Origin of the sequence: Fictibacillus barbaricus, from assembly GCF_014635025.1 — a bacterium.
Classification (GTDB): Bacteria; Bacillota; Bacilli; order Bacillales; family Fictibacillaceae; genus Fictibacillus; species Fictibacillus barbaricus.
In genome coordinates, this window is the sequence record NZ_BMCE01000001.1 from 799,998 (window position 1) to 825,561 (window position 25,564).

General features: G+C 39.1%; 27 protein-coding genes. 24 read left to right on the forward strand and 3 right to left on the reverse strand.

Annotated elements, in window-relative coordinates:
* Nucleotides 1–32: 32 nt before the first annotated feature.
* Nucleotides 33–668: an FMN-dependent NADH-azoreductase gene (locus IEV52_RS03800; RefSeq protein ID WP_188401185.1), complete on the forward strand. Its 636-nt coding sequence runs from the start codon at nucleotides 33–35 to the stop codon at nucleotides 666–668.
* 236 nt (nucleotides 669–904) lie between these two features.
* Entirely contained in the window at nucleotides 905–1,087 is a 183-nt protein-coding gene (locus IEV52_RS22735; protein WP_188401186.1) for a Spo0E family sporulation regulatory protein-aspartic acid phosphatase, read from the forward strand.
* Nucleotides 1,088–1,102: 15 nt separating this feature from the next.
* Here IEV52_RS22735 and IEV52_RS03810 read toward each other — a convergent pair whose 3' ends face one another.
* On the reverse strand, nucleotides 1,103–2,002 hold the full coding sequence (locus tag IEV52_RS03810) for a LysR family transcriptional regulator (RefSeq protein WP_188401187.1): 900 nt from the start codon (nucleotides 2,000–2,002) through the stop codon (nucleotides 1,103–1,105).
* 364 nt (nucleotides 2,003–2,366) lie between these two features.
* Here IEV52_RS03810 and IEV52_RS03815 point away from each other — a divergent pair, with 364 nt between their 5' ends.
* Both IEV52_RS03815 and IEV52_RS03820 read left to right on the forward strand, forming a co-directional pair.
* Entirely contained in the window at nucleotides 2,367–2,678 is a 312-nt protein-coding gene (locus IEV52_RS03815) for a PTS lactose/cellobiose transporter subunit IIA (RefSeq protein WP_188401188.1), read from the forward strand.
* A gap of 7 nt (nucleotides 2,679–2,685) precedes the next feature.
* Entirely contained in the window at nucleotides 2,686–3,765 is a 1,080-nt protein-coding gene (locus IEV52_RS03820) for a DUF871 domain-containing protein (RefSeq protein ID WP_188401189.1), read from the forward strand.
* A 68-nt stretch (nucleotides 3,766–3,833) separates the two neighbouring features.
* Here the strand turns inward: IEV52_RS03820 and pdxR are convergent, their stop codons facing one another.
* Nucleotides 3,834–5,219 carry a MocR-like pyridoxine biosynthesis transcription factor PdxR gene (pdxR, locus tag IEV52_RS03825; protein WP_188401190.1) on the reverse strand — a complete coding sequence of 462 codons (1,386 nt, stop codon included), beginning with the start codon at nucleotides 5,217–5,219 and terminating at the stop codon, nucleotides 3,834–3,836.
* Nucleotides 5,220–5,343: 124 nt separating this feature from the next.
* On the opposite strand from pdxR, the gene IEV52_RS03830 reads away from it, so the two are divergent.
* The 7 genes from IEV52_RS03830 to bcaP all read left to right on the forward strand — a co-directional run bounded on the left by IEV52_RS03830 (nucleotide 5,344) and on the right by bcaP (nucleotide 12,039).
* The gene (locus tag IEV52_RS03830) at nucleotides 5,344–6,267 is read left to right on the forward strand and encodes a DMT family transporter (protein WP_188401191.1); all 924 of its coding nucleotides are present in this window, start codon (nucleotides 5,344–5,346) and stop codon (nucleotides 6,265–6,267) included.
* Nucleotides 6,268–6,297: 30 nt separating this feature from the next.
* A complete protein-coding gene (locus IEV52_RS03835) occupies nucleotides 6,298–6,972 on the forward strand; it encodes a response regulator transcription factor (protein ID WP_188401192.1) in 675 nt (224 codons plus the stop codon).
* Nucleotides 6,969–8,348 carry a sensor histidine kinase gene (locus tag IEV52_RS03840; protein ID WP_188401193.1) on the forward strand — a complete coding sequence of 460 codons (1,380 nt, stop codon included), beginning with the start codon at nucleotides 6,969–6,971 and terminating at the stop codon, nucleotides 8,346–8,348. The genes IEV52_RS03835 and IEV52_RS03840 overlap by 4 nt, the downstream gene beginning before the upstream one ends.
* 83 nt (nucleotides 8,349–8,431) lie before the next feature.
* Nucleotides 8,432–9,520: an ABC transporter permease gene (locus tag IEV52_RS03845; RefSeq protein WP_188401194.1), complete on the forward strand. Its 1,089-nt coding sequence runs from the start codon at nucleotides 8,432–8,434 to the stop codon at nucleotides 9,518–9,520.
* Nucleotides 9,520–10,203: an ABC transporter ATP-binding protein gene (locus IEV52_RS03850; protein ID WP_188401195.1), complete on the forward strand. Its 684-nt coding sequence runs from the start codon at nucleotides 9,520–9,522 to the stop codon at nucleotides 10,201–10,203. Before IEV52_RS03845 ends, IEV52_RS03850 begins: the two co-directional genes overlap by 1 nt.
* A 119-nt stretch (nucleotides 10,204–10,322) precedes the next feature.
* Nucleotides 10,323–10,526, forward strand: a complete 204-nt coding sequence (locus IEV52_RS03855; RefSeq protein WP_188401196.1) for a hypothetical protein — start codon at nucleotides 10,323–10,325, stop codon at nucleotides 10,524–10,526.
* Between the two features lie 106 nt (nucleotides 10,527–10,632).
* Nucleotides 10,633–12,039, forward strand: a complete 1,407-nt coding sequence (gene bcaP / locus IEV52_RS03860) for a branched-chain amino acid transporter BcaP (RefSeq protein ID WP_188401197.1) — start codon at nucleotides 10,633–10,635, stop codon at nucleotides 12,037–12,039.
* Nucleotides 12,040–12,348: 309 nt separating this feature from the next.
* On the opposite strand, the gene IEV52_RS03865 is transcribed toward bcaP, so the two are convergent.
* Nucleotides 12,349–12,549: a cold-shock protein gene (locus IEV52_RS03865; RefSeq protein ID WP_066245567.1), complete on the reverse strand. Its 201-nt coding sequence runs from the start codon at nucleotides 12,547–12,549 to the stop codon at nucleotides 12,349–12,351.
* A 382-nt stretch (nucleotides 12,550–12,931) separates the two neighbouring features.
* Between IEV52_RS03865 and moaA the strand changes: the two genes are divergently transcribed.
* The 13 genes from moaA (at nucleotide 12,932) to IEV52_RS03930 (ending at nucleotide 25,365) form a co-directional block, all read left to right on the forward strand.
* The gene (moaA, locus tag IEV52_RS03870) at nucleotides 12,932–13,951 is read left to right on the forward strand and encodes a GTP 3',8-cyclase MoaA (RefSeq protein WP_188401198.1); all 1,020 of its coding nucleotides are present in this window, start codon (nucleotides 12,932–12,934) and stop codon (nucleotides 13,949–13,951) included.
* Nucleotides 13,952–14,055: 104 nt separating this feature from the next.
* Nucleotides 14,056–14,910, forward strand: a complete 855-nt coding sequence (locus IEV52_RS03875) for a VOC family protein (RefSeq protein ID WP_188401199.1) — start codon at nucleotides 14,056–14,058, stop codon at nucleotides 14,908–14,910.
* A 77-nt stretch (nucleotides 14,911–14,987) separates the two neighbouring features.
* Nucleotides 14,988–15,662 carry a TVP38/TMEM64 family protein gene (locus IEV52_RS03880; protein WP_188401200.1) on the forward strand — a complete coding sequence of 225 codons (675 nt, stop codon included), beginning with the start codon at nucleotides 14,988–14,990 and terminating at the stop codon, nucleotides 15,660–15,662.
* A gap of 302 nt (nucleotides 15,663–15,964) precedes the next feature.
* Nucleotides 15,965–16,507, forward strand: coding sequence for a peroxiredoxin (locus IEV52_RS03885; RefSeq protein ID WP_188401201.1), 543 nt, complete (start codon nucleotides 15,965–15,967; stop codon nucleotides 16,505–16,507).
* 78 nt (nucleotides 16,508–16,585) lie between these two features.
* Nucleotides 16,586–17,035, forward strand: a complete 450-nt coding sequence (locus IEV52_RS03890; protein ID WP_188401202.1) for a TlpA family protein disulfide reductase — start codon at nucleotides 16,586–16,588, stop codon at nucleotides 17,033–17,035.
* Nucleotides 17,036–17,046: 11 nt separating this feature from the next.
* Complete coding sequence (locus tag IEV52_RS03895; protein ID WP_188401203.1) at nucleotides 17,047–17,481, forward strand: Dps family protein; 435 nt, start codon at nucleotides 17,047–17,049, stop codon at nucleotides 17,479–17,481.
* A gap of 132 nt (nucleotides 17,482–17,613) precedes the next feature.
* The gene (locus IEV52_RS03900) at nucleotides 17,614–18,600 is read left to right on the forward strand and encodes a TAXI family TRAP transporter solute-binding subunit (protein WP_188401204.1); all 987 of its coding nucleotides are present in this window, start codon (nucleotides 17,614–17,616) and stop codon (nucleotides 18,598–18,600) included.
* Nucleotides 18,601–18,648: 48 nt separating this feature from the next.
* A complete protein-coding gene (locus tag IEV52_RS03905; RefSeq protein ID WP_188401205.1) occupies nucleotides 18,649–19,155 on the forward strand; it encodes a DUF1850 domain-containing protein in 507 nt (168 codons plus the stop codon).
* Between the two features lie 52 nt (nucleotides 19,156–19,207).
* Nucleotides 19,208–21,133 (forward strand): TRAP transporter permease, encoded by a 1,926-nt coding sequence (locus tag IEV52_RS03910; protein ID WP_188402236.1) that lies wholly within the window; start codon nucleotides 19,208–19,210, stop codon nucleotides 21,131–21,133.
* Between the two features lie 152 nt (nucleotides 21,134–21,285).
* Nucleotides 21,286–22,905, forward strand: coding sequence for an ABC-F family ATP-binding cassette domain-containing protein (locus IEV52_RS03915; protein ID WP_188401206.1), 1,620 nt, complete (start codon nucleotides 21,286–21,288; stop codon nucleotides 22,903–22,905).
* Between the two features lie 94 nt (nucleotides 22,906–22,999).
* Nucleotides 23,000–23,305: an MGMT family protein gene (locus IEV52_RS03920; RefSeq protein ID WP_276208353.1), complete on the forward strand. Its 306-nt coding sequence runs from the start codon at nucleotides 23,000–23,002 to the stop codon at nucleotides 23,303–23,305.
* Between the two features lie 27 nt (nucleotides 23,306–23,332).
* A complete protein-coding gene (locus tag IEV52_RS03925; protein ID WP_188401208.1) occupies nucleotides 23,333–23,821 on the forward strand; it encodes a GNAT family N-acetyltransferase in 489 nt (162 codons plus the stop codon).
* A gap of 170 nt (nucleotides 23,822–23,991) precedes the next feature.
* Nucleotides 23,992–25,365 carry a DUF2254 domain-containing protein gene (locus IEV52_RS03930; RefSeq protein WP_229754179.1) on the forward strand — a complete coding sequence of 458 codons (1,374 nt, stop codon included), beginning with the start codon at nucleotides 23,992–23,994 and terminating at the stop codon, nucleotides 25,363–25,365.
* Nucleotides 25,366–25,564: the final 199 nt, after the last annotated feature.

A 25,564-nucleotide genomic window follows, 5' to 3' on the forward strand; every position in this document is an offset into this window, starting at 1 on the left:
AATACGGCATAAGAAAGGCAGGGTTAATCTCTATGACAAAAGTTTTATATATTACTGCACATCCCCACGATGATAAACAATCTTACAGTATGGCAGTTGGAAAAGCATTCATCGAGCAATATAAACAAATAAATCCCTCACATGAAGTAGTTCATGTTGACCTGTATAGAGAAAATATTCCCCAAATTGATGTAGATGTTTTTAGTGGATGGGGAAAACTTCAATCAGGAAAAGGATTTGAAGAGCTTTCTTCTGAAGAAAAAGCAAAAGTAGGCAGATTGTCTGAGCTATGTGAACAGTTTATTGCAGCAGACAAATATGTTTTTGTAACACCGTTATGGAACTTTTCATTCCCTCCAGTAATGAAAGCCTATATTGATTCTGTTGCAGTAGCAGGTAAAACATTTAAGTATACAGAACAAGGACCAGTCGGCCTTTTAACGGATAAGAAAGCTATACATATCCAGGCAAGAGGCGGGATTTATTCAGAGGGCCCAGCAGCTGAAATGGAGATGGGTCACCGTTATTTAAGTATAATCATGCAATTCTTTGGAGTCCCAACTTTTGAGGGATTGTTTGTAGAAGGTCATGCGGCAATGCCTGATAAGGCAAATGAAATTAAAGAAAATGCAATTGCACGGGCAAAGGATCAAGCTCATACTTTTTAGTACTTATAGACTGTAAAACAAGAAAGAGTCAAAGTCCTGCGTTGATAAAGGAAAAAAGCTGACCTCCTATGGTCAGCCTTTTTCCTTTTTATTCGTTTCAAGCGCCAAATATGAATAGATTAAGAAATACTAATTCTTCATTAAATAATTCTAAATTTACATGAAAACACGGAACATCTATCATAAATGCATACCTATACAGTTGGAAGTATTTTGTATTTAGAAAGGAAATCATGATGGATGATGATTTGAGTATATTATTGCAAGAAATTAAAATATGTCGTCAGGAGATGTATCATCTCAAACCACGCTCCAATGATTTTTCAGATATGAAATTAGTAAAACAAAGTCAAAAGTTAGACAAACTGATCTTTCAATATCAAAAAAGAATAATGCAGAAAAATTACAATTCAAATTAATTCCACTAGATACCATTACTGATCCAGTAAATACTTTACTTTCTCTTTGAATTCTTTTGCTTCACGTGATAACCCTTTCGTTAGAGGGTACAGTGTCCAGAAGTCTTGATAAATAAGCTCCGGCTTCTTAAAAGGAATGATCGCTAAATTACCGTTTTTTACATCCATATTATTTTTAAACGTAAAATTAAAGACAAAAGAAAAAGCGTGCCCATCCAGTATAGCCGAACGTAATACTTCAATGTTGTTGGATGAAAAGAGTATTTGTTCGTTTTTTAAGTATTTATCGTTAAAAGTAATGCCGCCTTTTGAATTATAGATAACCATCTTTTCGTCTGTTAACTCATCAGGAGTTAGGAAGTCTTTATAAAACAATGGAGATTTTTTGCCTGCACAAACACAAACGTATCCGGTATACAATAATTCATATCCCATTCCTTTTTCGTGCTGAAGGTTGGATAATTCATACTCTGTAAAAGGGCTTAGGCCGATATCTATATGACCGTTTTTCATTTCCTCCAAGATATGATCTTGATCAATTTCTCTAATCATGACATTAGTTTCTGGAAACTGCTCATGAAATAATAAAAAGGCATCGTACACCATGTACATGAGAGCCGGGGCGCAACCTACTTTTAATACATGGTTTTTTGCTTGGTGTTTAGCCGCTAATTCTTCATGTAATTCCTGCATTTTCTTAAGTATTTCATAAGCTTTTGAAACGATAAATTTTCCTTCCGAAGTTGGAATGGTGCCATGTCTCGAACGTGTAAAGATTGGAACTCCAAACTCTTTTTCAAGCTGTGATATGGACTGACTGATAGCCGAGGGTGATAAGTGGAGTTTGTCTGCAGCCTTCGTGATCGAACTTTGTTTTGCTACCTCAACAAGGTATTTCATTTGTTCTAAGTTCATACCAATCTCCTTTAATTAAGCTGTGGTTAACAAAAGAATAACTAAATTCATTTTATCTTAAAAAATTGTGGTTTTGTTCAATATGGAAAAATTTTTAAAAGGATACCGAATAACGAACGAGAAAAATAATCAAAAAATCAGAGCACTTCTTTAAGGAGGGATTGAGTGAGGAAAAAGGATATTTTAAAGACAGTTAAAGATGTTGCTGGCCAGAAGGTGTTACCGCACAAGAAATATCAGAAATTCTAGGACTAAATAAAGTAAACGACAATTTTATCTTAAAAAATATGATGCTCCAAAGAAGAACAAAACTTCTGTCGTGCCAGGAGACGGGAAAAGCATATCGAACTAGAGGTGAAACCTATTGAAAACGATTGAACAAACGATATTCTCTTTAATACTTCATAGCGGGGATGCTAAGAGCAGCTGTATGGAAGCGATCATGTATGCAAAAGCAGGTGATTTTACAACAGCAGAAGAATTGATCGAGAAAGCAGGACTTGAACTGAATAAAGCACACAAAATACAGACGGCACTCATTCAAGATGAAACAAGAGGAGAGAGTACAGATATTGCCCAAGATCATCTGATGAACGCAATGACAGCACGTGATTTTTCAAAGGAAATCATTGATCTTCACAAACGTCTTGCTGACCGTTTGGAAGGCAGGGAGTGAGGACAACATGAAAAGGCTTGGATTATCGATCTATCCGGATCAAATGCCGCTAGAAGAAACGGTTAAATATTTGCAGCTTGCTTCAGGATATGGTTTTAAGCGCGTGTTTTCTTGTCTTCTGTCTGCTGAAGGAGGCAGGCAGGAGATTTTAAATCAGTATCAGCCCGTTTTAAAGGAAGCGGCATCACTTGGTATGGAAGTGATCGTTGATGTTGCCCCTTCTCTTTTTCATAAACTTAATCTTTCGTATGACGATTTATCTTTTTTCCATGAACTTGGAGCAGCGGGTATCCGGCTTGATGAAGGATTTGACGGATCAAAAGAAGCCGCTATGACGTACAATCGTCACGAATTGAAGATCGAATTGAACATGAGCAGCGGTACACGGCAGATCGAGAACATTATGAGCTTTAAGCCCGACGCCGAAATGCTCATTGGCTGTCATAACTTTTATCCTCAAGCGTACACAGGACTCTCGAGGAAACATTTTCTGAAAACCAGCCAACAATTTAAGGCACATGGGTTAAGAACGGCTGCTTTCATTAGTTCGGCAAACGGTGAAATAGGACCCTGGCCGGTTTCTGAGGGATTATGTACATTAGAAGAACACCGTGAACTGGGCATCGATGTACAGGCAAAAGATTTGTTTGCAACTGGTTTGATCGATGATATCATTATCGGAAATGCTTTTGCGAGTGAAGAGGAACTTCGAGCGTTAAGTATGATTGATATGGATGTTCTTTCGTTAAAGGTAGACTGGTCAGAATCAGCGACCGATCTAGAAAGGAAGATCGTTTTAGAAGAACAGCACTTTAATCGTGGAGATGTTTCGGAATATGTTATTCGTTCGACCCAAAGCCGGGTGAAGTACAGAGAACATTCATTTCCGCCTCATAGCACTGAACATATTAAAAAGGGAGACGTATTGATCATTAATGATCTGTACGGCCACTATCGCGGTGAACTGCAGATTGCGCTGAGAGACATGCCTTCATATGGAAAGAAAAATGTTGTAGGTCGAATACCGGAACAAGAACATTTTCTGCTGGATCAGATTCACTCATGGAGTAAGTTTCGGTTTGTTTAAACATTTTTAGATAAAAAAGAGCTGGACTCAAGGAAAAGAGCAGCTCTTTTTTTATGTTAAACAATTGTTTAAAACCAAGCATTCTGAAGCAGTTCAATAGCTTTTCTTATTTCTTCCACTGACAATACCGCGAAACCCAGCAGCACGGTTTGATCATCATTTCTGCCGTAAGATGATACGGGATAAACTTTTATGTTTTGAGCGGCGGCTGATTCCACTAGCTCTTTTTCAGTCATTCCATTATGCGGGCGAATCAATACATGGAGTCCTGAATCTTGACCGATCACCTCAACGCTATCAGGAAAACATCGTGAGATCTCGGAAACGAGAGCATCTCTTTTCTTTTGATAGACAACCCTCATTTTGTTAATATGTTTTGCCCAATGCCCATCTTGTAAAAAACGGTGCAATATTCTTTGATCTATGCGTGAAACCGTTTGTGTATAAAAAAAGAAATCGTTTTGATACATTTCGATAAGCGTTTTTGGGAGAATCATATAACTAATCCGTAAAGATGGAATAAGTGCTTTAGAAAAAGTACTCATATAGATAACATTCTCGTATGAATCCAGCCCTTGAAGTCCTGGAATCGGTTTACCGACATAGCGGAACTCGCTATCATAATCATCTTCAATAATAAAACGATTCTTTTCTTTCTGAGCCCAGTTTAATAGCTGGTGACGCCGTGATATCGGCATGACCATTCCGCATGGAAACTGGTGAGAAGGGGTCACGAAAACTACGTTTGCTCCACTCTTTTCTAGTTCTGAAACCATTAACCCGCTCTCATCAAGAGGTATCAGTTTCACATCTTCATCTCTTTTCTCAAATAAAACGAGTTTGCGGTGATACCCAGGATCCTCGACAGCAAACCGGCTTCCTTTAAGCAGCTGAAAGAGAACCTTAATCAAAAAAGGTGATCCGGCCCCGATTACGATTTGACTCGGAGAACATCGTACACCTCGAGCTTCATAAAGGTATTTTGCAATTTCTTCACGAAGTCCAAATTCTCCTTGTGGATGTCCGAGCAGCAATAAATCATTGTTTTCTTCTCTAAGTACTTCATTTGCAATTTTACGGTAAACGGAAAATGGAAAAGAATTTATCTCGATTCCTGCGTTATTGAAATCGTACTTCCAATCTTTCTTTGGGAATTTTTTCTCTTTGATGGAAGAACGTTTTTCTTTTACATCCATCCGGTCCTGATTCACATCACAAACAAAGAATCCTTTCCTTGGAAAACTATCAATATATCCTTCAGCGGCTAGCTGATTATATGCAGCTTCTATCGTGTTTTGACTAATATCCAGATGCTTCGATAACTTTCGTTTAGAAGGAAGTTTTGTATGGTGCTGTAGATGACCTGCTTGTATCTCTTGTTTTATAAATTCATAAAGTTGAAGATACAAAGGTTCTGCACTTTGCGTATCAAGTTTTGGTGTAATTTCAACCATACAACTGACCCCCTCAGTTTTAATGAATCTGGCTCTTTTTATAGAGTCACTCTTTCATTATAATACCTCTATGCTAATCAATTCAATTTCGTAAAATGAAGCTGCAGCTTAGGAGGTATTCAACATGAAATCAACCCGTCATATTGGTCTAGTCATGATCATTACCGGTGCTGTACTCTGGGGAGTGTCTGGCCCTATGATCCAGTGGCTTTTTCAACATACAAATCTAACTTCAGCTGACTATTTAGTGGTACGGTTAATAGCTGCTGGCGTTATTACGCTCTGTTTTTTATTTTTTAGAAAACAAGATATCTTTAAGATCTGGAAGCACCCTCGGCATTGGATTCAGCTTGTGATCTTTGCAGTGCTTGGCATGCTGGGAGCACAATATGCTTTTATCGAGACCGTCTATATCAGCAATGCTGTAACGGCTACTCTTTTTCAATTTCTTGGCCCTGTTTTGATTATGGTGTATGCCGCCATTTTAAATAAGAAGTTTCCTTCCGCTGTACAGTTTATTGCTTTATTTGCTGCACTGGCAGGGGTTTTTTATCTCATTACAAACGGATCTGTCCAAGACATTGTATTATCAAAAAAGGCTATCATTTTCGGGATCCTAACAGCATTAGGATTTACGTTTTATACCTTGCATCCGGCTTCATTGATTAAGACATGGGGTACATCAGTCATAGTAGGCTGGGGGATGTTACTAGGAGGAGTGGTTTTGTTTTTCATGAATCCCTCATTCCGTATTAGTGAAATGGCAAAAACGTTAACGCTGCCAACTTTATCTATGCTGATTTTTATCATTCTCAGCGGTACGGTTTCGTTTGTACTTTATATAGGAAGTTTGAAGTATTTAACGGCTACAGAGACAAGCCTGCTATCAAGCATTGAACCGCTTATCGCGGCTATTTTGTCTATTATGTGGCTGGATGAATCGTTTGGAGGATATCAGCTTTTAGGCGGAGCATTTATTGTGATAGCTGTCGTTTTCTTGACGATTCCTGAAAAAGAGGCAACAATCATAACGGAGAAAGTTTCCTGATATTTATTAAACGGGTACGGAGGTAGGACGATGATTCATGTATTGATTGCTGATGATGATGATCACATTCGCGAACTCTTAAAGCATCACCTTCAATTAGAAGGGTATATGGTCCATAAAGCGAAGGACGGAGAGGAAGCTTCACAGATTCTTTCAACTAGACAGGTTCATCTAGCCGTTATCGATATCATGATGCCTTTTAAAGATGGTTATCAGCTATGCGAAGAAATCAGGACGTATTATGATTTTCCCGTTATCTTATTAACCGCAAAAGATCAGCTTACCGACAAAGAGAAAGGGTATTTAGCAGGAACCGATGATTATGTCACAAAACCGTTTGAGCCCAAAGAACTACTGTTTCGAATAAAAGCATTATTAAGAAGATATCAGTTTGTGAATGCTGAAAAAATTATCCTGCACAAAACAGTCATCGACCGCAAAAGTTATGAAGTGCAAAGCAACGGAAAAATCCTTATGCTCCCAATGAAAGAATTTGAGCTCCTAGCACAGTTAGCGAGTTATCCCGGGCGGATCTTTAACCGAGATGAATTGATTCAGCTGGTTTGGGGTTCTGATTTTAGTGGGGATGACAGGACCGTTGATGTACATATCAAAAGACTCCGTGAACGTTTTAAAGAAAATACAGATGACTTTCAAATACTGACTGTAAGAGGAATCGGTTATAAATTGGAGTGTAAGAGGTGAAAACATTATATTTACGAATCGTGATCACGACCGTTTTCGTGATGATCATCAGCTCTGTTTTTGCCTTTATCCTATCCAATGTGTATTACCAGTATTACTTAAAACCTGCAAATGATCAGAAAATTACCCAGATGGCGAAAGAGATTCAATTCTTTAATCAAACAGAAAACAAAAATGTAGATCCTTATTTAAAAAGTGTTGGAAACCTAGGTTATCAGTTGTATGTTGCAGATGCGAATGGAAATGGAACATTTTATGGAGAAGCCTTTCGGGAGAAGAAATTGGATGCTGGAGTGGTTCAGCAAGTTATTTCTGGTGAGGTCTATCACGGGATAAAGAATTTCCCGACTACTCTCTTTATTACTGGTTTTTTTGATAATGATCTACGAAACACAATTGGAGTTCCAATAGAGGAACAAGGGAAAAATTACGCACTTTTTATACGTCCTAACTTAGATGTTCAGTTTGGAGAGATGCGGATTTTCTTTGCCTTGCTTTTAGTATTGACTGTTTTATTAAGCATATTATGTGTATTCGTTAGCACCCGATATATTGTAAAACCTATTATTCGCTTAACAGATGCGACCAAAATCATCTCAAAAGGCAACTATAAAGTCGATCTCAAAGTAAATCGTCAAGATGAAATAGGAAAGTTAGCAAGTCATTTTGCTCAGATGACAAAAAATTTAGAGCAATTAGAAGAGATGCGCCAGGAGTTTGTTTCAAATGTTTCCCACGAGATTCAATCACCACTCGCAGCTATTCAAGGCTTTTCTAAAACATTGCAGTCAAAAAATATATCTGAAAAACAAAAAGATAAATACTTGGCTATTATTGAAGAAGAAGCGAAGAGGATGTCACAACTCAGTAAGCATTTGCTCACTCTAGCTTCATTAGATAAAGAAGACCATCAATTAGATAAAAGTACCTTCGATATAGCGGAACAGATTAAGCAAGTTTTGTTTATGACAGAATGGAGCTGGCAGGAAAAAGAGTTAGCGATTGAGTTGGATTTGCCTTCTTCTGCCTATATCTTTGGTGATCAAAAATTACTTTATCAAGTTTGGACCAATTTATTTACAAATGCTATTAAATATACGCCTGTTGGCGGCACGGTGTCGATTCACGTAGAAGCGCTGCCTGAACTGCATCACATAAAAATCACAGATACAGGTGTCGGAATCTCGAAGGATGATCTTCCCTTCATTTTTAACCGTTTTTATAAAGCGGATAAGGTTCGAACTCGAACAGAAGGAAGCAGTGGTTTAGGGCTTTCCATCACGAAGAAAATCATAGACCTCCATAATGGCAGCATTCATGTAAAAAGTGAGCTGCATAAGGGGACAGTGTTTCATATCTACCTGCCTCGAATGTAAAATGCCGTTCATCTTCCGTTCATATTCATCCTCTATACTTTGATTGTTCAAAAAGAAAATCAAAGAAATGGAGATGAATCATCATGTTTTTGGCATTACGTGAATTAAGGCATGCGAAATTGCGTTACGCTTTAATCTCTTTAATCATGATTTTAATTGCATGGCTCGTCCTTTTTGTAACGGGTTTAGCAAATGGTCTATCATCGGATAATGCAGCTTCAATTCAATATAGCAGTGTTGATTATCTGCTTCTTTCAAAAGATGGTGATCAAAAGATTACTCGTTCATCCTTATCTGGACAATCTTTAAATGATATTGGGAAATTCGTACAAAAAGATGATGCAGCACCGGTCAGTATCCAAATGTCCACCGTGGAAAATGAGAATAAAAAGATTGATGTTGCCTTCTTCGCCATTGATGCAACAAGCTTTTTGAAACCTCAGTTGGTCGAAGGAAAGATGTTTTCTAATGATAGGTCAAACGAGGTAGTCGTTGATCGTTCTATAAAAGAAGAGGGGCTTTTACTCGGAGACAAGATCAAGGACGAACTCTCAGGAAAGACGTTTACCATCGTTGGTTTTTCAAAAAACCAAACGTTCAGCCACTCACCGGTTGTTCATATGAATGTGAAGACCTGGTCCCATCTAGGTAGGCCTTATTCAAAAGAGACAATGAATGCAATCGCCCTAAAAACTGATAAAGATACGGCGGACAAAATAGAGAGATCATATTCTGAGATAGAAGCAGTAGAAAAGAAACAAGCGTTAAAAGGGATACCAGGATACCAAGAAGAGCAAGGCTCCCTTTTAATGATGATTATTTTTCTTTTCATTATTGCTGCCTTTGTGCTAGCTGTTTTCTTTTATGTCATTACGATTCAAAAAATGAATCAATTTGGTGTATTAAAAGCGATTGGTGCCAAAACGGGTTATTTAGCAAAAAATATTCTGTACCAGGTATTTCTTTTGTCTTCGGTTAGTTTATTGATCAGCAATGGTTTGACGTATGGTGTATCTTTCATGCTGCCTGCTAGTCTGCCATTCGTGCTTAGTCCACTTCTCGCTTTAGGATGCTCGCTGCTCTTTTTAGGGGTGGCTCTGCTCGGCTCGGTACTCTCTTTGTATCAAGTAGCTAAGATTGACGCCATTGAAGCAATAGGGAGGGCAGCGTGATGAAGGCTAAATTATATCTAGAGAAAATCAGTAAAGTTTTTACAGATGGTGATCATGAAGTCACCGTTTTAGATGAACTATCTTTAAAAGTAAATGAAGGTGAGTTTGTCGCAGTGGTTGGCCCTTCTGGGTCTGGAAAAAGTACGTTTCTTTCCATCTCAGGTGCTTTGCTCAGTCCATCAAAGGGACGTATGTTTATCAATGGGAAAGATCTTAGCAAAGAATCCGATGATAAATTAAATGAGATTCGTTTAAAGAACATCGGTTTTGTCTTTCAATCATCGAATCTGATCCCTTATCTAACGGTCCTAGACCAGCTTATTCTCATTTCAGTGCTGGCTGGAAAGGATAAGCAAGAAGCTGAAGTTAAAGCAAATAAATTATTGGATAGGCTCGGGCTGTCTCACCGCGTTCATCATTATCCAGAAACTTTATCAGGCGGGGAACGGCAGCGTGTTGCTATTGCCCGCGCTTGGATGAATGACCCTGAGATCCTTTTAGCGGATGAGCCAACAGCGAGTCTCGACGCTGAGCGAGGCAGAGAAGTTGTACAGATGCTGTCAGATGAAGTGAAGCTAAGAGGTAAAGCTGCGGTCATGGTTACGCATGATCAGCGGGTTTTGGATTTATGCGATAGGGTCTTATATATGGAAGATGGAAAATTAGTAGAAAACAAAAGGTAAGGTAGAGATGACTTCTTCTTTGAAGTCATTTTTTTTATGGTGAGAAATTATGATGAAGTGTGATCTGCTTGTCATGCTCGGAAGTGGATTAGCAGCTTTCATCCCTTAGTCCACTCTGAATGTACACTGCTAATGATTATCACGGAAAAAACAAGGATAATCACGGAAAAATGACTGTTAATCACGGAAAAGTAAGCCATAATCACGGAAAAAATGCGGTTCATTTTAGAAAAATTCAAAATACCTATTATGGTGTCCGTCCCATACGTACTCTAACATCAATCGACCAAATTTGTAATATTAATCAAGAATCACATGCTTAAAATCAGAAAAATAAGAATCAACCCTAAAAAAAGTGTCGAAAAATTACGAATAATGAAATATAATAGATTCAGATAGAAAATAATTATAGTTTTGGAGGGGGTTCATATGAGTATCTTCAGGAAGAAAAGTATTTCAGATTTAGTTGCAGCTTCAAAAACAGGTACTACACTAAATAAAGAACTAGGTACATGGGACCTGACAATGCTCGGAATCGGAGCAATCATTGGTACAGGGATTTTCGTTTTAACGGGAACAGGAGCTCTTACAGCAGGGCCTGCACTTATTATTTCTTTTATCATTGCTGGGCTAGCCTGTTTATTTGCAGCCCTTTCTTATGCTGAATTTGCCTCTACGGTTCCGGTATCTGGATCTGTTTATACGTACACGTATGCTACAATGGGTGAATTTTTGGCATGGATTATCGGATGGGATTTGATTTTAGAATATTTACTGGCTGTAAGTGCCGTTTCAGTAGGCTGGTCTGGATACTTTCAATCTTTGCTAAAAGGTTTTGGTATTACAATTCCAACAGCTTTTACAGCAGCACCTGGTGCAGTAGAAGGAGCAACCACCTATTTTAATCTTCCTGCATTTTTAATTGTTATGCTTATTACCGTATTACTTTCATTAGGGGTTAAACAATCGAAACGTGTAAATAACATCATGGTTGTTATCAAAGTGGCTGTAGTCATCCTGTTTATCGTTGTAGGCGTAGGTTATGTAAAGCCAGACAACTGGACTCCGTTTACACCATTTGGTTTTGACGGAATCTTTGCAGCAGCTGCACTCGTTTTCTTTGCATTTATTGGTTTTGATGCCATCGCATCTGCCGCTGAAGAAACAAAAAATCCAAACCGTGACTTGCCAAAAGGTATCATTTATTCTTTATTAATTTGTACGATTCTGTATGTTATAGTAACGGGCATCATGACAGGTGTTGTACCTTTCACTGACTTTAAAGGTAACGAAGATCATCCGATTTCGCTTGTTCTTCAAGTTGCAGGACAAAACTGGGTGGCTGGGATTATAGATATTGGTGCCATCCTCGGGATGACAACCGTTATGCTTGTTATGCTTTATGGACAAACACGTGTATCATATGCGATGTCACGTGACGGTCTATTGCCGAAGTTCTTTAGAACAGTTCATAAAAAATATAGAACCCCATACGGATCAACGTGGTTCTTTGGTCTTGTCGCAGGTCTTATGGGAGCATTAATCCCTCTTGATGAACTTGCAAAACTAGTTAACATTGGAACGCTATCTGCATTCATATTGGTTTCTGTAGCAGTTCTGGTTCTTCGTAAAACACAGCCAGACCTTCCGCGTGCTTTCCGATGTCCAGCGGTTCCTTGGATTCCGCTATTAGCTATTCTGTTTTGTGGATTCCTCATGCTTCAGCTAGATGGAGACACATGGATTCGCTTTATCATCTGGTTAGTTATTGGTGCAGCGATTTACTTCATCTACTCTAAAAAGAACTCTCATTTAAATAAAGAAATTAATAAGTAAATTAAGATCTAAAAAAGAGGCAGAGAATGCCTCTTTTTTTATTGGGAAAATCAGATAAACTATTTAAAGATTATGTATTTTGAAGGGGGATCCTGAAAATGGGGACCCTTTTGCTTGGGAAGAAGAGACCATTACAATGTTAAACGATGAGTTAAAAAGAAGCGATAAGATGGTGGTTTCACTCTGATCTTGTTTTTGCTTAATTTGAAAGTGTGAATTAAAATTCAAGAGAAAAAAATGGATTAGAATAAGAAGACAATCAAAAAAACAGGCCCCTCTTAAGAGAGTCCTGTTTTATCTATTGGGTTATTATGCTTTACGTACGTTAGTAGCTTGAGGTCCGCGTTGTCCTTGTTCAACTTCGAACGTTACGTCTTGACCTTCGTCTAAAGATTTGAAACCTTCAGCTTGGATAGCTGAGAAGTGTACGAATACATCGTCTCCACCTTCGCGCTCGATGAATCCGAAACCTTTTTCTGCGTTAAACCATTTAACCTTACCTTGTTCCATTTTTGTTGCCTCCCTGTCGTGCCAATCCGCACAATAATACTATCTCTGCTCAAAAATATCAAGATAATCGGTTACCATGTACAATCGAACAAAAATAATTCTTTTTTATCGTAACACTTTACTAACCAATAAACAAGTGCAACTGAAGAAAGGAGACGTCTAATGAATGGGGAGTACCTCAAAAAGCCTTAACGGCAGGGGATAACGCTGATCAATCGTTTGGAAATTTAGTAACAATGGTCTAGGAATTTTCAGCAAATAGTGATTAAGAACTAAAAATGGAACAAATAACCAAAAAGCGGTTTAGAAGCGGTTCTGGTTTTAACTTCCTTTTATTCGTGGTACATTTAGAAAAATACTAAAATAATTGGCGTGATGATATATGAAGGAGAAGAATCGAGTTACAGATCGTTTTCAGCGACCTCTTCAGGACTTACGGATCTCCGTTACAGATCAATGCAATTTTCGATGTACGTACTGTATGCCTAAGGAGATATTTGGACCTGATTATCCGTTTTTACCACAATCAGAATTGCTCTCGTTTGATGAGATTGAGCGGATTGCTTCCCAATTTGCCCGCGCAGGTGTTGAAAAGATTCGTATTACAGGCGGTGAGCCGCTGCTCCGAAAGGGATTGCCGGAGCTTCTGAAACGCCTGCGTTCCATTGATGGTATACGGGATATCGCATTAACAACGAATGGAGTATTGCTTCCAAGAATGGCTACGGAACTGAAAGAGTCCGGGATGGACCGAGTAACTGTAAGCCTTGATACGCTTAATGATACTCTCTTTGGTACGATTAATGGAAGAGGCGTCGGAGTAGACCCCGTATTAAGAGGGATAGAAGCTGCACACCAAGCAGGACTTTTTGTGAAAATAAATATGATGGTCAAAAAAGGAATCAATGATAGAGAAATTTTGCCAATGGCGCGTTATTTTAGGAATACTCCATATGTGCTAAGGTTCATCGAGTATATGGACGTAGGTACCTCTAACGGTTGGAACTGGGATGATGTAGTTTCAAAGGATGAAATATTGTCAATCATAGGAGATGAATTCCCTTTAGAGATGGCTGGTATAAATTATTACGGTGAAGTGGCTAAGCGTTACCGTTATAAAGATGGCCAAGGGGAGATCGGAATAATTTCTTCAATTAGTGATACATTTTGTTCCACTTGTACAAGAGCAAGATTATCTGCTGATGGGAAAGTATACACATGTCTTTTCACTGGGAAAGGGACAGATTTTAAAGATTTCCTTCGTGAGGGAGCTTCTGATGATGAGCTCTATATGCGAGTGGTTGAGACGTGGCGCGATCGATCTGATCGTTATTCAGATGAAAGAAGAGAGCAAGGCGCGAGTGAACGCAAAAAAATAGAAATGTCCTATATCGGAGGCTGAATCATTCAGTCTCTTTTTTTATAGGAGTTGAGGTTTGTTAATAACTATTTTATAATTACTTACATAAAGTAATTAGTTATATTATTTGAAAGAAGGTAGTATAAATGAAACCTATTCATAAAGACACACATATCGGTAGCGTTACATTAAAAGTAAGAGATCTAGAGAGCATTACTAACTTTTATACAGGAACAATGGGGTTGAAAATTTTGTCTCAAACTGAGTCTGTTGTTCATTTAACAGCGGATGGGGAAACACCGCTGCTCATTCTAGAAGGAAATCCAGAGCTTAAACAGAGGCCCATTAAAAGTGCGGGGTTATATCACTTGGCTTTACTTGTTCCAACCAGAAAAGATCTTGCCAACATTCTTTATCACTTTATTGAAACCAAAACTCATTTAGCTGGTGCATCCAATCATAAGTTTAGTGAAGCTATTTATCTACAGGACCCTGAAAATAATGGCATCGAAGTTTATCGAGACGTAGATCGTGCAGATTGGATCCGGGATGAAAGAGGAAAATTGCCTGCAGTCAGCGAACCATTAGATGTACATGGATTATTAGAGGAAAGGGATGCAAAAATTTGGAGCGGCATTCCTGAAAAGACAGTTATGGGGCATGTTCATTTAAATGTAACCAGTATTCCAGAAGCTGAAGAGTTTTATGTGAATGTTCTAGGTTTTGAAGAACAGACCAGAATGGCAAACCATGCGCTTTTCATATCAGCGGGCGGATATCACCATCACATCGCATTAAACATCTGGAATGGTCCGAATGCTGTCAAAGTTTCACCTGAAACAACAGGTCTTTTACACTATGAAATTATTGTTCCGTCAAAAGCAGAAATCCAACATGTAGAGCGTGCGCTTGAAATCAGTCAAACTCCTTTTAGAAAAGAAGGAGAGATACTAACACTAAAAGATCCTGCGGGCAATGGTGTCATCATAAAGTCACGTTAAGTTTACAGCTATAGGTTATCTGGGAATGATTTATGTAAAAGAAAGTACTGAATAATGACTGCAAAGAGGGGGGCTTTATGAAGAAGAACACGTTGGTAAAGTTAGCGGCCATACTTCTTATTGTTATTGCCTTGTTAGCACTAAACCACTTTGTTTTTAAAGTCACCCCTATCTCATTACGTGATTGGGTCCTATCCTTTGGTATGGTGGCACCTATAATCTATGTCATATTAAACGTCATTCGCCCTTTTACATTGTTTCCAATCTCTGTTTTATCCCTGGCAGGCGGTTTAGCCTTCGGCGTCATCTGGGGTACCGTTTATACTGTATTCTCTGCAACTATTGGGGCTATCCTTTCGTTTTATATTGCAAAACACCTTGGTTCGAGATGGCTAAAGAACAAAACAGATACACCTTCCAGGGTTGTGCAATGGCAAAACCAATTGAAAGACAAAGGATTTCTATATATTTTGTTACTCCGAATCATCCCCATTCTAAACTTCGATCTTGTAAGTTACGTGGCTGGGATTTCAAAACTGAAGCTTAGATCGTACATTTTTGCAACAATGCTCGGAGTTCTTCCAGGTACACTCGCATACAATTTGTTAGGTGACAGTTTTATTAAAGGTAACGGGACAGCAATTGCTGTAGCTGTAACCTTAGTTCTATTCGTAGCATGTATTCCGGTAATCGTAAAGAATAAAAAGCTGATGACAGATCAGATGCAGCGCCATAAAGAAGATAATGTATAAACCTTGCTAAGATTTAAAGCAAGGTTTTTTGTTTTGTTCATTGAAAAGCGGCAAATCTCGTCAGATTCGGTTTTACGGTACTCATGTAATAGAGTTACAATCCGTTTCCTCAAAACTTCACGTCCTCGACCTTCCTAATTCTGAATGAACAAATGATTTACGTGTTTTGAGCATAATACTTGTTCCTTATTAATAATTATTATAAATTAGTATTGACTTCAAATAAGAAGTAAGTATAATTAAGAATGTGAAGAAAACGTGATAATGATTTTCATTATCACTTAAAAGGAGTGAAGATTTCAATGGCAGAACGTATGGTAGGTAAACAAGCACCTCGCTTTGAAATGGAAGCGATCATGCCAAATAAAGAAACGAAAAAAGTAAGTTTGGAAGAGAACATGAAAAATGGAAAATGGACTGTTCTTTTCTTTTATCCGATGGACTTTACCTTTGTGTGTCCGACTGAAATTACAGCACTGTCTGATCGCTACGAGGAATTTGAAGATTTGGATGCAGAGGTAATCGGCGTTTCTACAGATACCGTCCACACGCATCTAGCTTGGATTAACACAAGCCGTGAAGATAACGGACTAGGAGAATTAAATTACCCTCTAGCTGCAGATACGAACCACCGTGTGTCCCGTGACTATGGCGTATTAATTGAAGAAGAAGGGATTGCCCTAAGAGGGCTGTTCATTATCAATCCAGAAGGTGAGATGATGTATCAAGTTGTCTTCCACAACAACATCGGACGAGATGCTGACGAAACATTGCGTGTTCTTCAAGCACTGCAAACAGGTGGCCTTTGCCCTGCAAACTGGAAGCCAGGACAAAAAACACTTTAATAACAAAGATCTGTAATCAACAGGGCTCACTTAATAAAAAAAATTTGAACAAACGTTTAACTTTGGAGGGAATAAAAGATGAAATTACGTGAACAAATGCCTGAACTTGATGGTGCTGCAGCATGGTTAAATGATGAAGTAAAAAAAGAAGAACTAGTTGGAGAAAAAGCTACTTTGATTCATTTCTGGTCTGTTAGCTGCGGACTGTGTAAGGAAGCTATGCCTGAAGTGAATGAACTGCGTGACGAATATGAAGATGATCTGAACGTAGTGGCGGTCCACATGCCTCGATCTGAAAACGATCTTGATATGAGTGTAATTGAACAGATGGCAATTGGACATGATATTACTCAGCCGGTCTACGTAGACAGTGAGCATAAACTCACTGATGCATTTGAAAACAAATATGTGCCTGCATACTATGTTTTTGATAAAGAAGGAAAGCTGCGCCACTTCCAAGCAGGTGGAAGCGGAATGGACATGCTTCGTAAACGATTAAACCGTGTTCTAAACGAAGAAACAAAATAGGAGATGATACGATGAATACGATCCAAGATGTACTGAATCGCCAAGTTGCCAATTGGAATATGCTATTCGTAAAGTTGCACAACTACCATTGGTACGTTAAAGGACCTCACTTTTTTACATTGCATGAGAAATTCGAGGAGCTTTATAATGAGGCGGCAACAAACATTGATGAATTGGCAGAACGACTGCTCGTTTTAAAAGGTACGCCTGTTGCTACGATGAAAGAATACCTTGAGATGTCTACTGTAAAAGAAGCGAATGGCGGCGAAACAGCTGAGGAAATGGTTCAAAGTGTTATTAAAGATTTTGAGCTTTTGATCTCTGAGATTAAAGAAGGTATGGAAGTAACTGAGCGTGAAGGTGATGAGGTTACCCATGATATGCTTCTTTCCGTTCGTGAAAGCCTTGCAAAACATAACTGGATGCTGCGAGCATTTGTGAGTTGAATTGACAAAGAGTGACTTGAGTCGCTCTTTTTTTTTGTATCTATCTATCTAAAAATTGTAATAATTCTGCATTTTAGTGTGGTTTATGCTAAAATATTTGAAGTAACTACAAATTCCAAAAGGAGGAAAAACATGAAAAAGGGGATTGCTTTTATTTTCGTTTTACTTTTGGCATTTTCACTTGCAGCATGTGGGCAGAAGATTGAAACACCATCTGAAAAGAAAGAATCAGGTGAAAGTCCTGCATTAAACCTTGACCGAATCAGTATTGTGACAGGCGGTACGGGTGGTACATATTATCCACTTGGTGGAGAAATGGCGAAAATTGTTGGTGATGAGTTAGACATTGAGGCAAATTCACAAGCTTCAGGAGCTTCTGTTGAAAACATGCAGCTTCTACAAGATGGTGATGCTGATGTGGCATTCACACAAACAGATATTGCTAGCTACGCAGTAGAAGGTAAAGAGATGTTCAAAGAGAAAGTCGATCAAGTAACAGGAATCGGTACGTTATATCCTGAAACGATTCAAATCGTTACGCTGAAAGACAGCGGCATTAAGAGTGTTGAAGATTTAAAAGGCAAGAAGGTTTCGGTTGGAGCACCTGGAAGCGGAACGTTTGCCAATGCTGAACAAATCTTAAAAATTCATGGTATGACGATGGAAGATATTGATGCACAGCACCTTTCTTTTGATGAGTCTGCAGAAAGTATTCAGGACAAAAACATTCAAGCTGCATTTATCACAGCGGGAACACCGACTGGAGCTGTTGAAGCATTATCCGCAACAAATCCTGTTACGATTATTCCAATCGCTGACGACAAGGTTAAAGAACTAATCGAAGCACATCCTTATTACATTGAGGATACAGTTAAGAGCGGAACGTATAAGCTGGAAGCCGATGTGAAGACGGTAGCTGTTCTTTCTATGCTGACTGTTCGTAAAGATATGGAAGAGGACGCAGTGTACGCGATTACAAAAGCGATCTTTGACAATACAGATAAGATCAGTCACGCAAAAGGTGAGCTTATCTCTCCAGAGAAAGCAGTAGAAGGAATGGGAATCGACCTTCACCCTGGAGCTAAAAAGTATTTTGAAGAAAAAGGAATTTTAAAATAAGAGGTGTTGGCATGGGCTGAAGAGATTTCTTTAGTCCATGTATTCTTTATGAAGCGAATTAATGTAATCATCTTTGTTGTTATGTGTCTCTCTGCTGCCATGATGTATCCGTTCTTGTCGGGCGTGGTTATAGAAGAGGGTGAGACGGGGAAATTGCTGGCTTTCTTTAAAATGGAGCCAAGTAAAGAATTTAGTATCACATACATACACTCAATCCATAAAACGCCTGTTCTCGAAACATACCATATCAATCAAGAGGGGCAGATTGTACAGACTGAAATGAGGTTCGAGGAATTTGGCGTTGGTATGCCTTCTGGGGCAACCGGAAACGAAGTGTTTACACAAAAAGACGGAACGTATATTTTGTCAAACATGAATAGAACGTTTCCTTCACTAGATATTCGGACCGGACAGATTATAGCCAATCATACACTTCTGTTTGAAGGACGTGAATATCCGTTTTCAAGCTTTAGTGAAAAAGGTTCATGGGTCCGATTAAAAACAGAAAAGTTGAATGTATGGCAATGGATGATTGGAGGGAAAAAACTTGGATAACAAAAAAGAAGTGCAGCGTGAACAAATATCAGATCAAGCTGTACAGGAATTGATGGAAAAGTACGATCCTGAAGCAGGTTTTCGTAAATTAAAAGGTGCCCTATACTGGATTACACTGATCGGCCTAGTTGCTTTTTCTTTATTCCAGTTGTATACAGCGATTTTCGGTGTCTTGCCTGCTCAGCTGCAACGCACGATCCATTTAGGTTTTGCACTAACTTTAATCTTTTTATTATTTCCGGCATCTAAAAAGAAGCGTGAGAAGAAACAGCGTTTTCAAGTAGCCTGGTATGACATGGTGCTTGCTGCATTATCCATAGCAGTCGGATCCTATTGGTACGTATTTATGGACGACCTTGTAATGAGGGTTGGAAGACTTACGACTCAGGATTTCATAGTAGGTGTGATTGCAATCCTTCTTGTCTTGGAAGCAACAAGACGCGTCGTTGGACTTCCGATTACTTTCATCGCGGGCTTTTTCTTGCTATACGCTTATTTTGGACCTTATATGCCAGGGTTCTTAGAGCATAAAGGGTTAACTATTGAACGTATTGTAAGAACAATGTTTTTTACAACAGAAGGAATTCTAGGTACACCGCTCGCGGTTTCATCTACATATATCTTCTTATTCCTCTTGTTTGGAGCATTTCTTGTCAAGACAGGTGTAGGGGAATATTTTAATGATCTATCTATCGTTATTGCGGGAAGACGTGTCGGAGGCCCTGCTAAGGTAGCGATTTTTTCAAGTGCCCTTCAAGGAACGATCAGTGGAAGTTCGGTTGCAAACGTTGTAACGTCTGGGGCTTTTACCATTCCGATGATGAAACGTTTAGGCTATGATAAAAACTTTGCTGGAGCTGTTGAGGCTGCTTCTTCTACAGGAGGGCAGATCATGCCGCCGGTTATGGGTGCTGCAGCATTCCTTATGGTTGAATTTATCGGAGGCGGCATCACGTATTGGGATATCGCAAAAGCTGCTGCCATCCCTGCTATTCTCTATTTTGCAGGGATCTGGATCATGACCCACTTTGAAGCGAAACGGATCGGTCTAAGAGGACTTTCCCGTGAAGAGATGCCCGAAACGAAAAGAGTTATCAAACAAATTTACTTATTGATTCCGATCGTCGTGGTTATTATCCTCTTAATGGGCGGGATGAGTGTAACGAAAGCCGCGCTATGGTCGATCGTCAGTGCGATTGCAGTTGGCATGTTCAATAAGCAAACACGAATGGGGCCAAAGCTCTTTATTGAAGCGTTAGCAGATGGTGCCAGAACTGCTCTTGGCGTCGCAGCGGCTACGGCAGCAGCAGGTATGATCGTCGGTGTTGTTACGGTAACGGGTGTTGGGCTAAAGATGGCTAACGGCTTGCTTGAACTTTCAGGCGGATACTTGATTCCAACGCTGATTTTAACGATGGTTGCATCGCTCGTACTTGGCATGGGGTCACCAACGACAGCTAACTATGTCATAACGTCTACCATTGCGGCACCTGCTATTCTGTTGTTCGGTGTTCCGGATCTATCGGCGCACATGTTTGTATTCTATTTCGGCATTATTGCAGATATCACGCCTCCGGTAGCACTTGCGGCATTTGCTGCAGCTGGTGTTTCTGGCGGTGAGCCGATACGGACCGGGATCATATCATCGAAACTCGCTATTGCGGCGTTTATTATTCCTTACATCTTCGTTATCTCACCGCAGCTCATGCTGATTGATACGACATGGACTGAAGCGGTGTGGGTCATCTCAACGGCATTTGTTGGAATGATCGCGATCGGGGCAGGAATGATCGGATATTGGATGCGTCCTCTTAATTGGTTAGAAAGAATAGCAGCAGTTGTGATCGGTTTCCTGCTTATCTACCCGGAGGGCATTTACAGTGCGATCGGTCTTGCTGCGTTTGCTCTTATGCTTGGAAGCCAATACTGGCTATTAAAAAAAGACAACATGCAAGCTCCATCATCACCAGCGCTCTGATTGAATGCAAGCCCAAAGGCTTAGGCTTTTGGGCTTTTTTGTGCAGTTAAAGTTTAAAAAATTCACAGTGGGTACAAGATTGTAAAGTTGAACAGGTTTCATTTATGATACAATCATTGGGAATGTGTTTTTTATAAAGGAGAGAACCTATTATGATTACGGTAACTAACGTTGGTCTTCGCTACGGCGACCGCAAGCTGTTTGAAGACGTTAATATAAAGTTCACACCAGGAAACTGCTACGGTCTAATCGGTGCGAACGGTGCGGGAAAATCTACATTTTTAAAAATTCTTTCTGGTGAGATCGAGGCACAGACAGGTGACGTGCATATGACCCCAGGTGAGCGTTTAGCAGTATTAAAGCAGAACCACTTTGAATACGAAGATCAAGAAGTGCTGCAGACGGTTATCATGGGACACACTCGTCTTTATGAAGTGATGCTGGAGAAGGACGCAATCTATATGAAGGCTGATTTCTCTGACGAGGATGGTATTCGTGCTGCTGAACTTGAAGGTGAGTTTGCTGAGCTAAACGGTTGGGAAGCTGAGTCTGAAGCGGCGATCCTATTAAAAGGTCTTGGTATTAAAGAAGACCTTCATACGAAGAAACTTGCTGATTTAACTGGTTCTGAAAAAGTAAAAGTGTTGCTTGCTCAAGCACTTTTTGGTAAACCAGATGTTCTATTGCTGGATGAGCCTACGAACAACTTGGACCTTCAAGCGATTCAGTGGCTTGAAGACTTCCTGATCAACTTTGAGAACACTGTTATCGTTGTATCCCATGACCGTCACTTCTTAAACAAAGTATGTACGCACATGGCTGACCTTGACTTCGGTAAGATCCAGATCTATGTAGGAAACTATGATTTCTGGTATGAATCTTCTCAATTAGCACTTAGGATGGCTCAAGATCAAAACAAGAAAAAAGAAGAGAAGATCAAGGAACTTCAGGCGTTCGTTGCGCGATTCAGTGCGAATGCTTCTAAATCCAAACAAGCTACATCTCGTAAGAAGCTTTTAGATAAAATCTCTTTAGATGATATCAGACCTTCTTCTCGTAAATATCCGTATGTGAATTTTGGCATCAACCGTGAGATCGGTAATGACCTTCTTCGTGTAGAGGGACTTACAAAAACGATCGATGGCGTAAAAATTCTGGATAACGTAAGCTTTGTTATGAACAAAGATGACAAGATTGCTTTTGTTGGTAAAGAAGAAATTGCGATTTCCACATTGTTTAAAATTTTGATGGGCGAGATGGAAGCGGACAGCGGAACATACAAATGGGGTGTAACAACTTCTCAAGCGTTCTTCCCGCGTGACAACTCTAAGTATTTTGAGGGCAGTGAGCAGACACTTGTTGACTGGCTGCGACAGTACTCTCCTGAAGATCAGACGGAAAGCTTCCTTCGTGGTTTCCTTGGCCGCATGCTTTTCTCTGGTGAGGAAGTAATGAAGAAGCCTTCTGTATTATCAGGGGGAGAGAAAGTACGCTGTATGCTTTCTAAGATGATGCTTAGTGGATCAAACGTATTGATCATGGACGATCCAACGAACCACTTGGATCTAGAATCTATTACTGCATTAAACAACGGTTTAATCAGCTATAAAGGATCATTGCTATTTACTTCTCATGACCATCAGTTCGTTGAGACGATTGCGAACCGTATCATCGAGATCACACCAAAAGGAATCATTGATAAGCAGATGTCTTATGATGAATACTTGGCAAATGATGAGCTGAAAAAACAGCGTCAGCTTATGTATCAATAATTTAAAAAAGGAGTGTTAAGTCTGAAACAGGATTTAACGCTCCTTTTTTATGTACATGTTAAAGGGGGAGAAAGGTGTGGAGCGATTTACCGAAATGGTGATGGAGATTATTAAAAGTATCCCAAGCGGCAAGGTAATGTCTTATGGCCAGATCGCGCGAGTTGCCGGTAAGCCAAGAGGAGCGAGACAAGTAGTTCGTATCCTTCATGCTATGAGTAAAAAACATAAACTGCCATGGCATCGGGTAATCAATTCAAGGGGTGAGATCGGGATTCAGGATGAAGAACTATTTTTTACACAAAAATCATTATTGGAAGGCGAAGGAGTGCAATTTAAAGGGAAAAGCACAATTGATATGGAAAAGTACAGATATCATCCAGATTGTGATGAGTATCTTTAAAAAAGTAGAACAGGGAGTCATTGATCTATGAAGACTAGACCAATTCCAGTAATAAAAAAAGCAGAGTTAAAAGATAAAGAAACGATTAAAAATCTAATGCAATTTTACTTTTACGATTTCTCAGAGTTTGTTGAAGCGTACGTTGGTAACGATGGTTTATTTGGTGTGTATTCTTATTTGGACAACTATTGGGAAGAAAAAGAGAGAATCCCTTATCTTATCGAGAAAGATGGAAAACTAGCAGGTTTTGTCTTAGTAAGAGAAGTCCAAGAGGAAAATAAGCTTTACTGGTCAATCTCTGAATTTTTTATAATGAAAAAATTTCGGCTTAGCGGGTTAGGTAAATATGCGGCACATCAAATTTTTGAAAGGCATAGAGGAAATTGGGAAGTATTTCAGATAGAAAAGAACAAGCCTGCTCAAGCTTTTTGGAGAAAAGTGATTAATGAATATACAGAAGGGCAGTTTGTGGAGCGGACAAAAGAGGGGAAAATCGTCCAAACGTTCTGCAGTTAAAAGATAACTATTTTTAGAGCGATTCTTTGAGAAGAATCGTTTTTTTATTTCTTAATAGAACTTTGGCAGTTTGACTTTTTTTCATTAGGACAAAATAGGATAGGAGCTCATATGGATATGTTTATGGTTTCTTAATAACGGTAGTTTTTCATTCAAGAGAGGATGTACATATGTTTAGGATGAATCTGCTTGATAATTATTTAAAGAAATATACGAGGATGTCAGAGCGGGAATTATCTCATACGGTTCAATCGAATATGTGGTTTACACCCGTCCTCTATGTCCTTTTTTCTTCTTTATTAGTCATTGCTACATTAACATCTGATCTTAAATATGATTTAGGAAATCAAATGAGACCTTTTTTTGCAGTGGATTATGATCTTACTCGGGATTTGGTAGGCACGCTGACAGCTGCCATTTTGACATTGACTACCTTTACATTTAACTTGATTCTGGTTGTTTTCACAACATTCTCGGGACAGTTTTCCCCGCGCATGCTGAAAAATTTTATTGCGAGTAAATCAACACAGCGAGTGCTAGGGATATTTACATCCAGTTTTATCTATATGTTATTAAGTTTTCTATTTTTGAATAAAAGACTCGCAGAATATTATTTTGCTGTACCTGTATTAGCTGCTTTGATTGCTGCATTATCAATGGGAACGTTTATCTTTTTTATTAACCATGCCGTCGCTTGGCTGCAAGTGAATCAGATGACATATGACATGAAAAATGAAGCTTTATCCATTATGAAAAGTACATTGGAGGAAGAAGTCGATCCTTATAAAGTAAACGATTTAAGCACCCTGAATAGTAAAATATGCAAAGAGAAGGGTTTTACGATTACAGCTGGTAAATCAGGCTTCATTCAACTGGTGGATTTTATTTCTATTATTAATGAGGCTGAACGAGATGATATTGTTATCCAGCTGGAGTATACGATCGGAAGTTATGTGTTTGCTTCAACACCATTCATCACCTATTGGAAAAAAGGTGAGAATGAAGTAGATGAACATAAATATCTGACACTCATAAGTATTGGAAGAAGGCAGACGGAAGTTCAAGATATTGAATTTAGTATAAATAAGCTGGTGGAAGTTGCGATAAGATCTCTCGGAAATTATGATCCTAAAACTGCGACAAACGCCATCTATCAACTTGGAGAAGTACTTGCTTCTATTTCACGGGGATCGATATTTTCGAAGTATTTAGTGGATAAAAACAATAATTTGCGTGTGATTTTACAAGAGAGAGACTTTAATCATTATTTATATAATGCATTTGGTTCTATTAGGCACTACGCAAAAGATAATGTAATTGTGTGTACTGAATTACTGAAAGTACTGGATCTGATGGCAAAATCTCTTAATAAGCGTGATTATAATGCTGTTTGGGAATTTGGGGTGTTCACTGCAAGCGGATTTGAAAATCTTTTCTTATTTGCTTTAGACTATCAGCAATTTTACCGAGCTCTGCAAAATCTGGCAGTAACGACAAAACATGAAAAAGAATATGAAGAGTTCTTAGAAAGAAGCAAAAAGTGAGTAGATCCTGAATCTTCTTAAGACATGTTAAGCCCGGAATGATATCCGGGCTTTTTTATTTTAGGCTGTTTTCGTAAACTTTGTTGCTATCTAACCAAATGAAAGGATTGGTTGATTTCCGCTTCAGGATGCTCGCTTTCCGCGGGGCGTGCGGTGAGCCTCCTCGGCTATTTAAGCCTGTGGGGTCTCACCTGTCCCG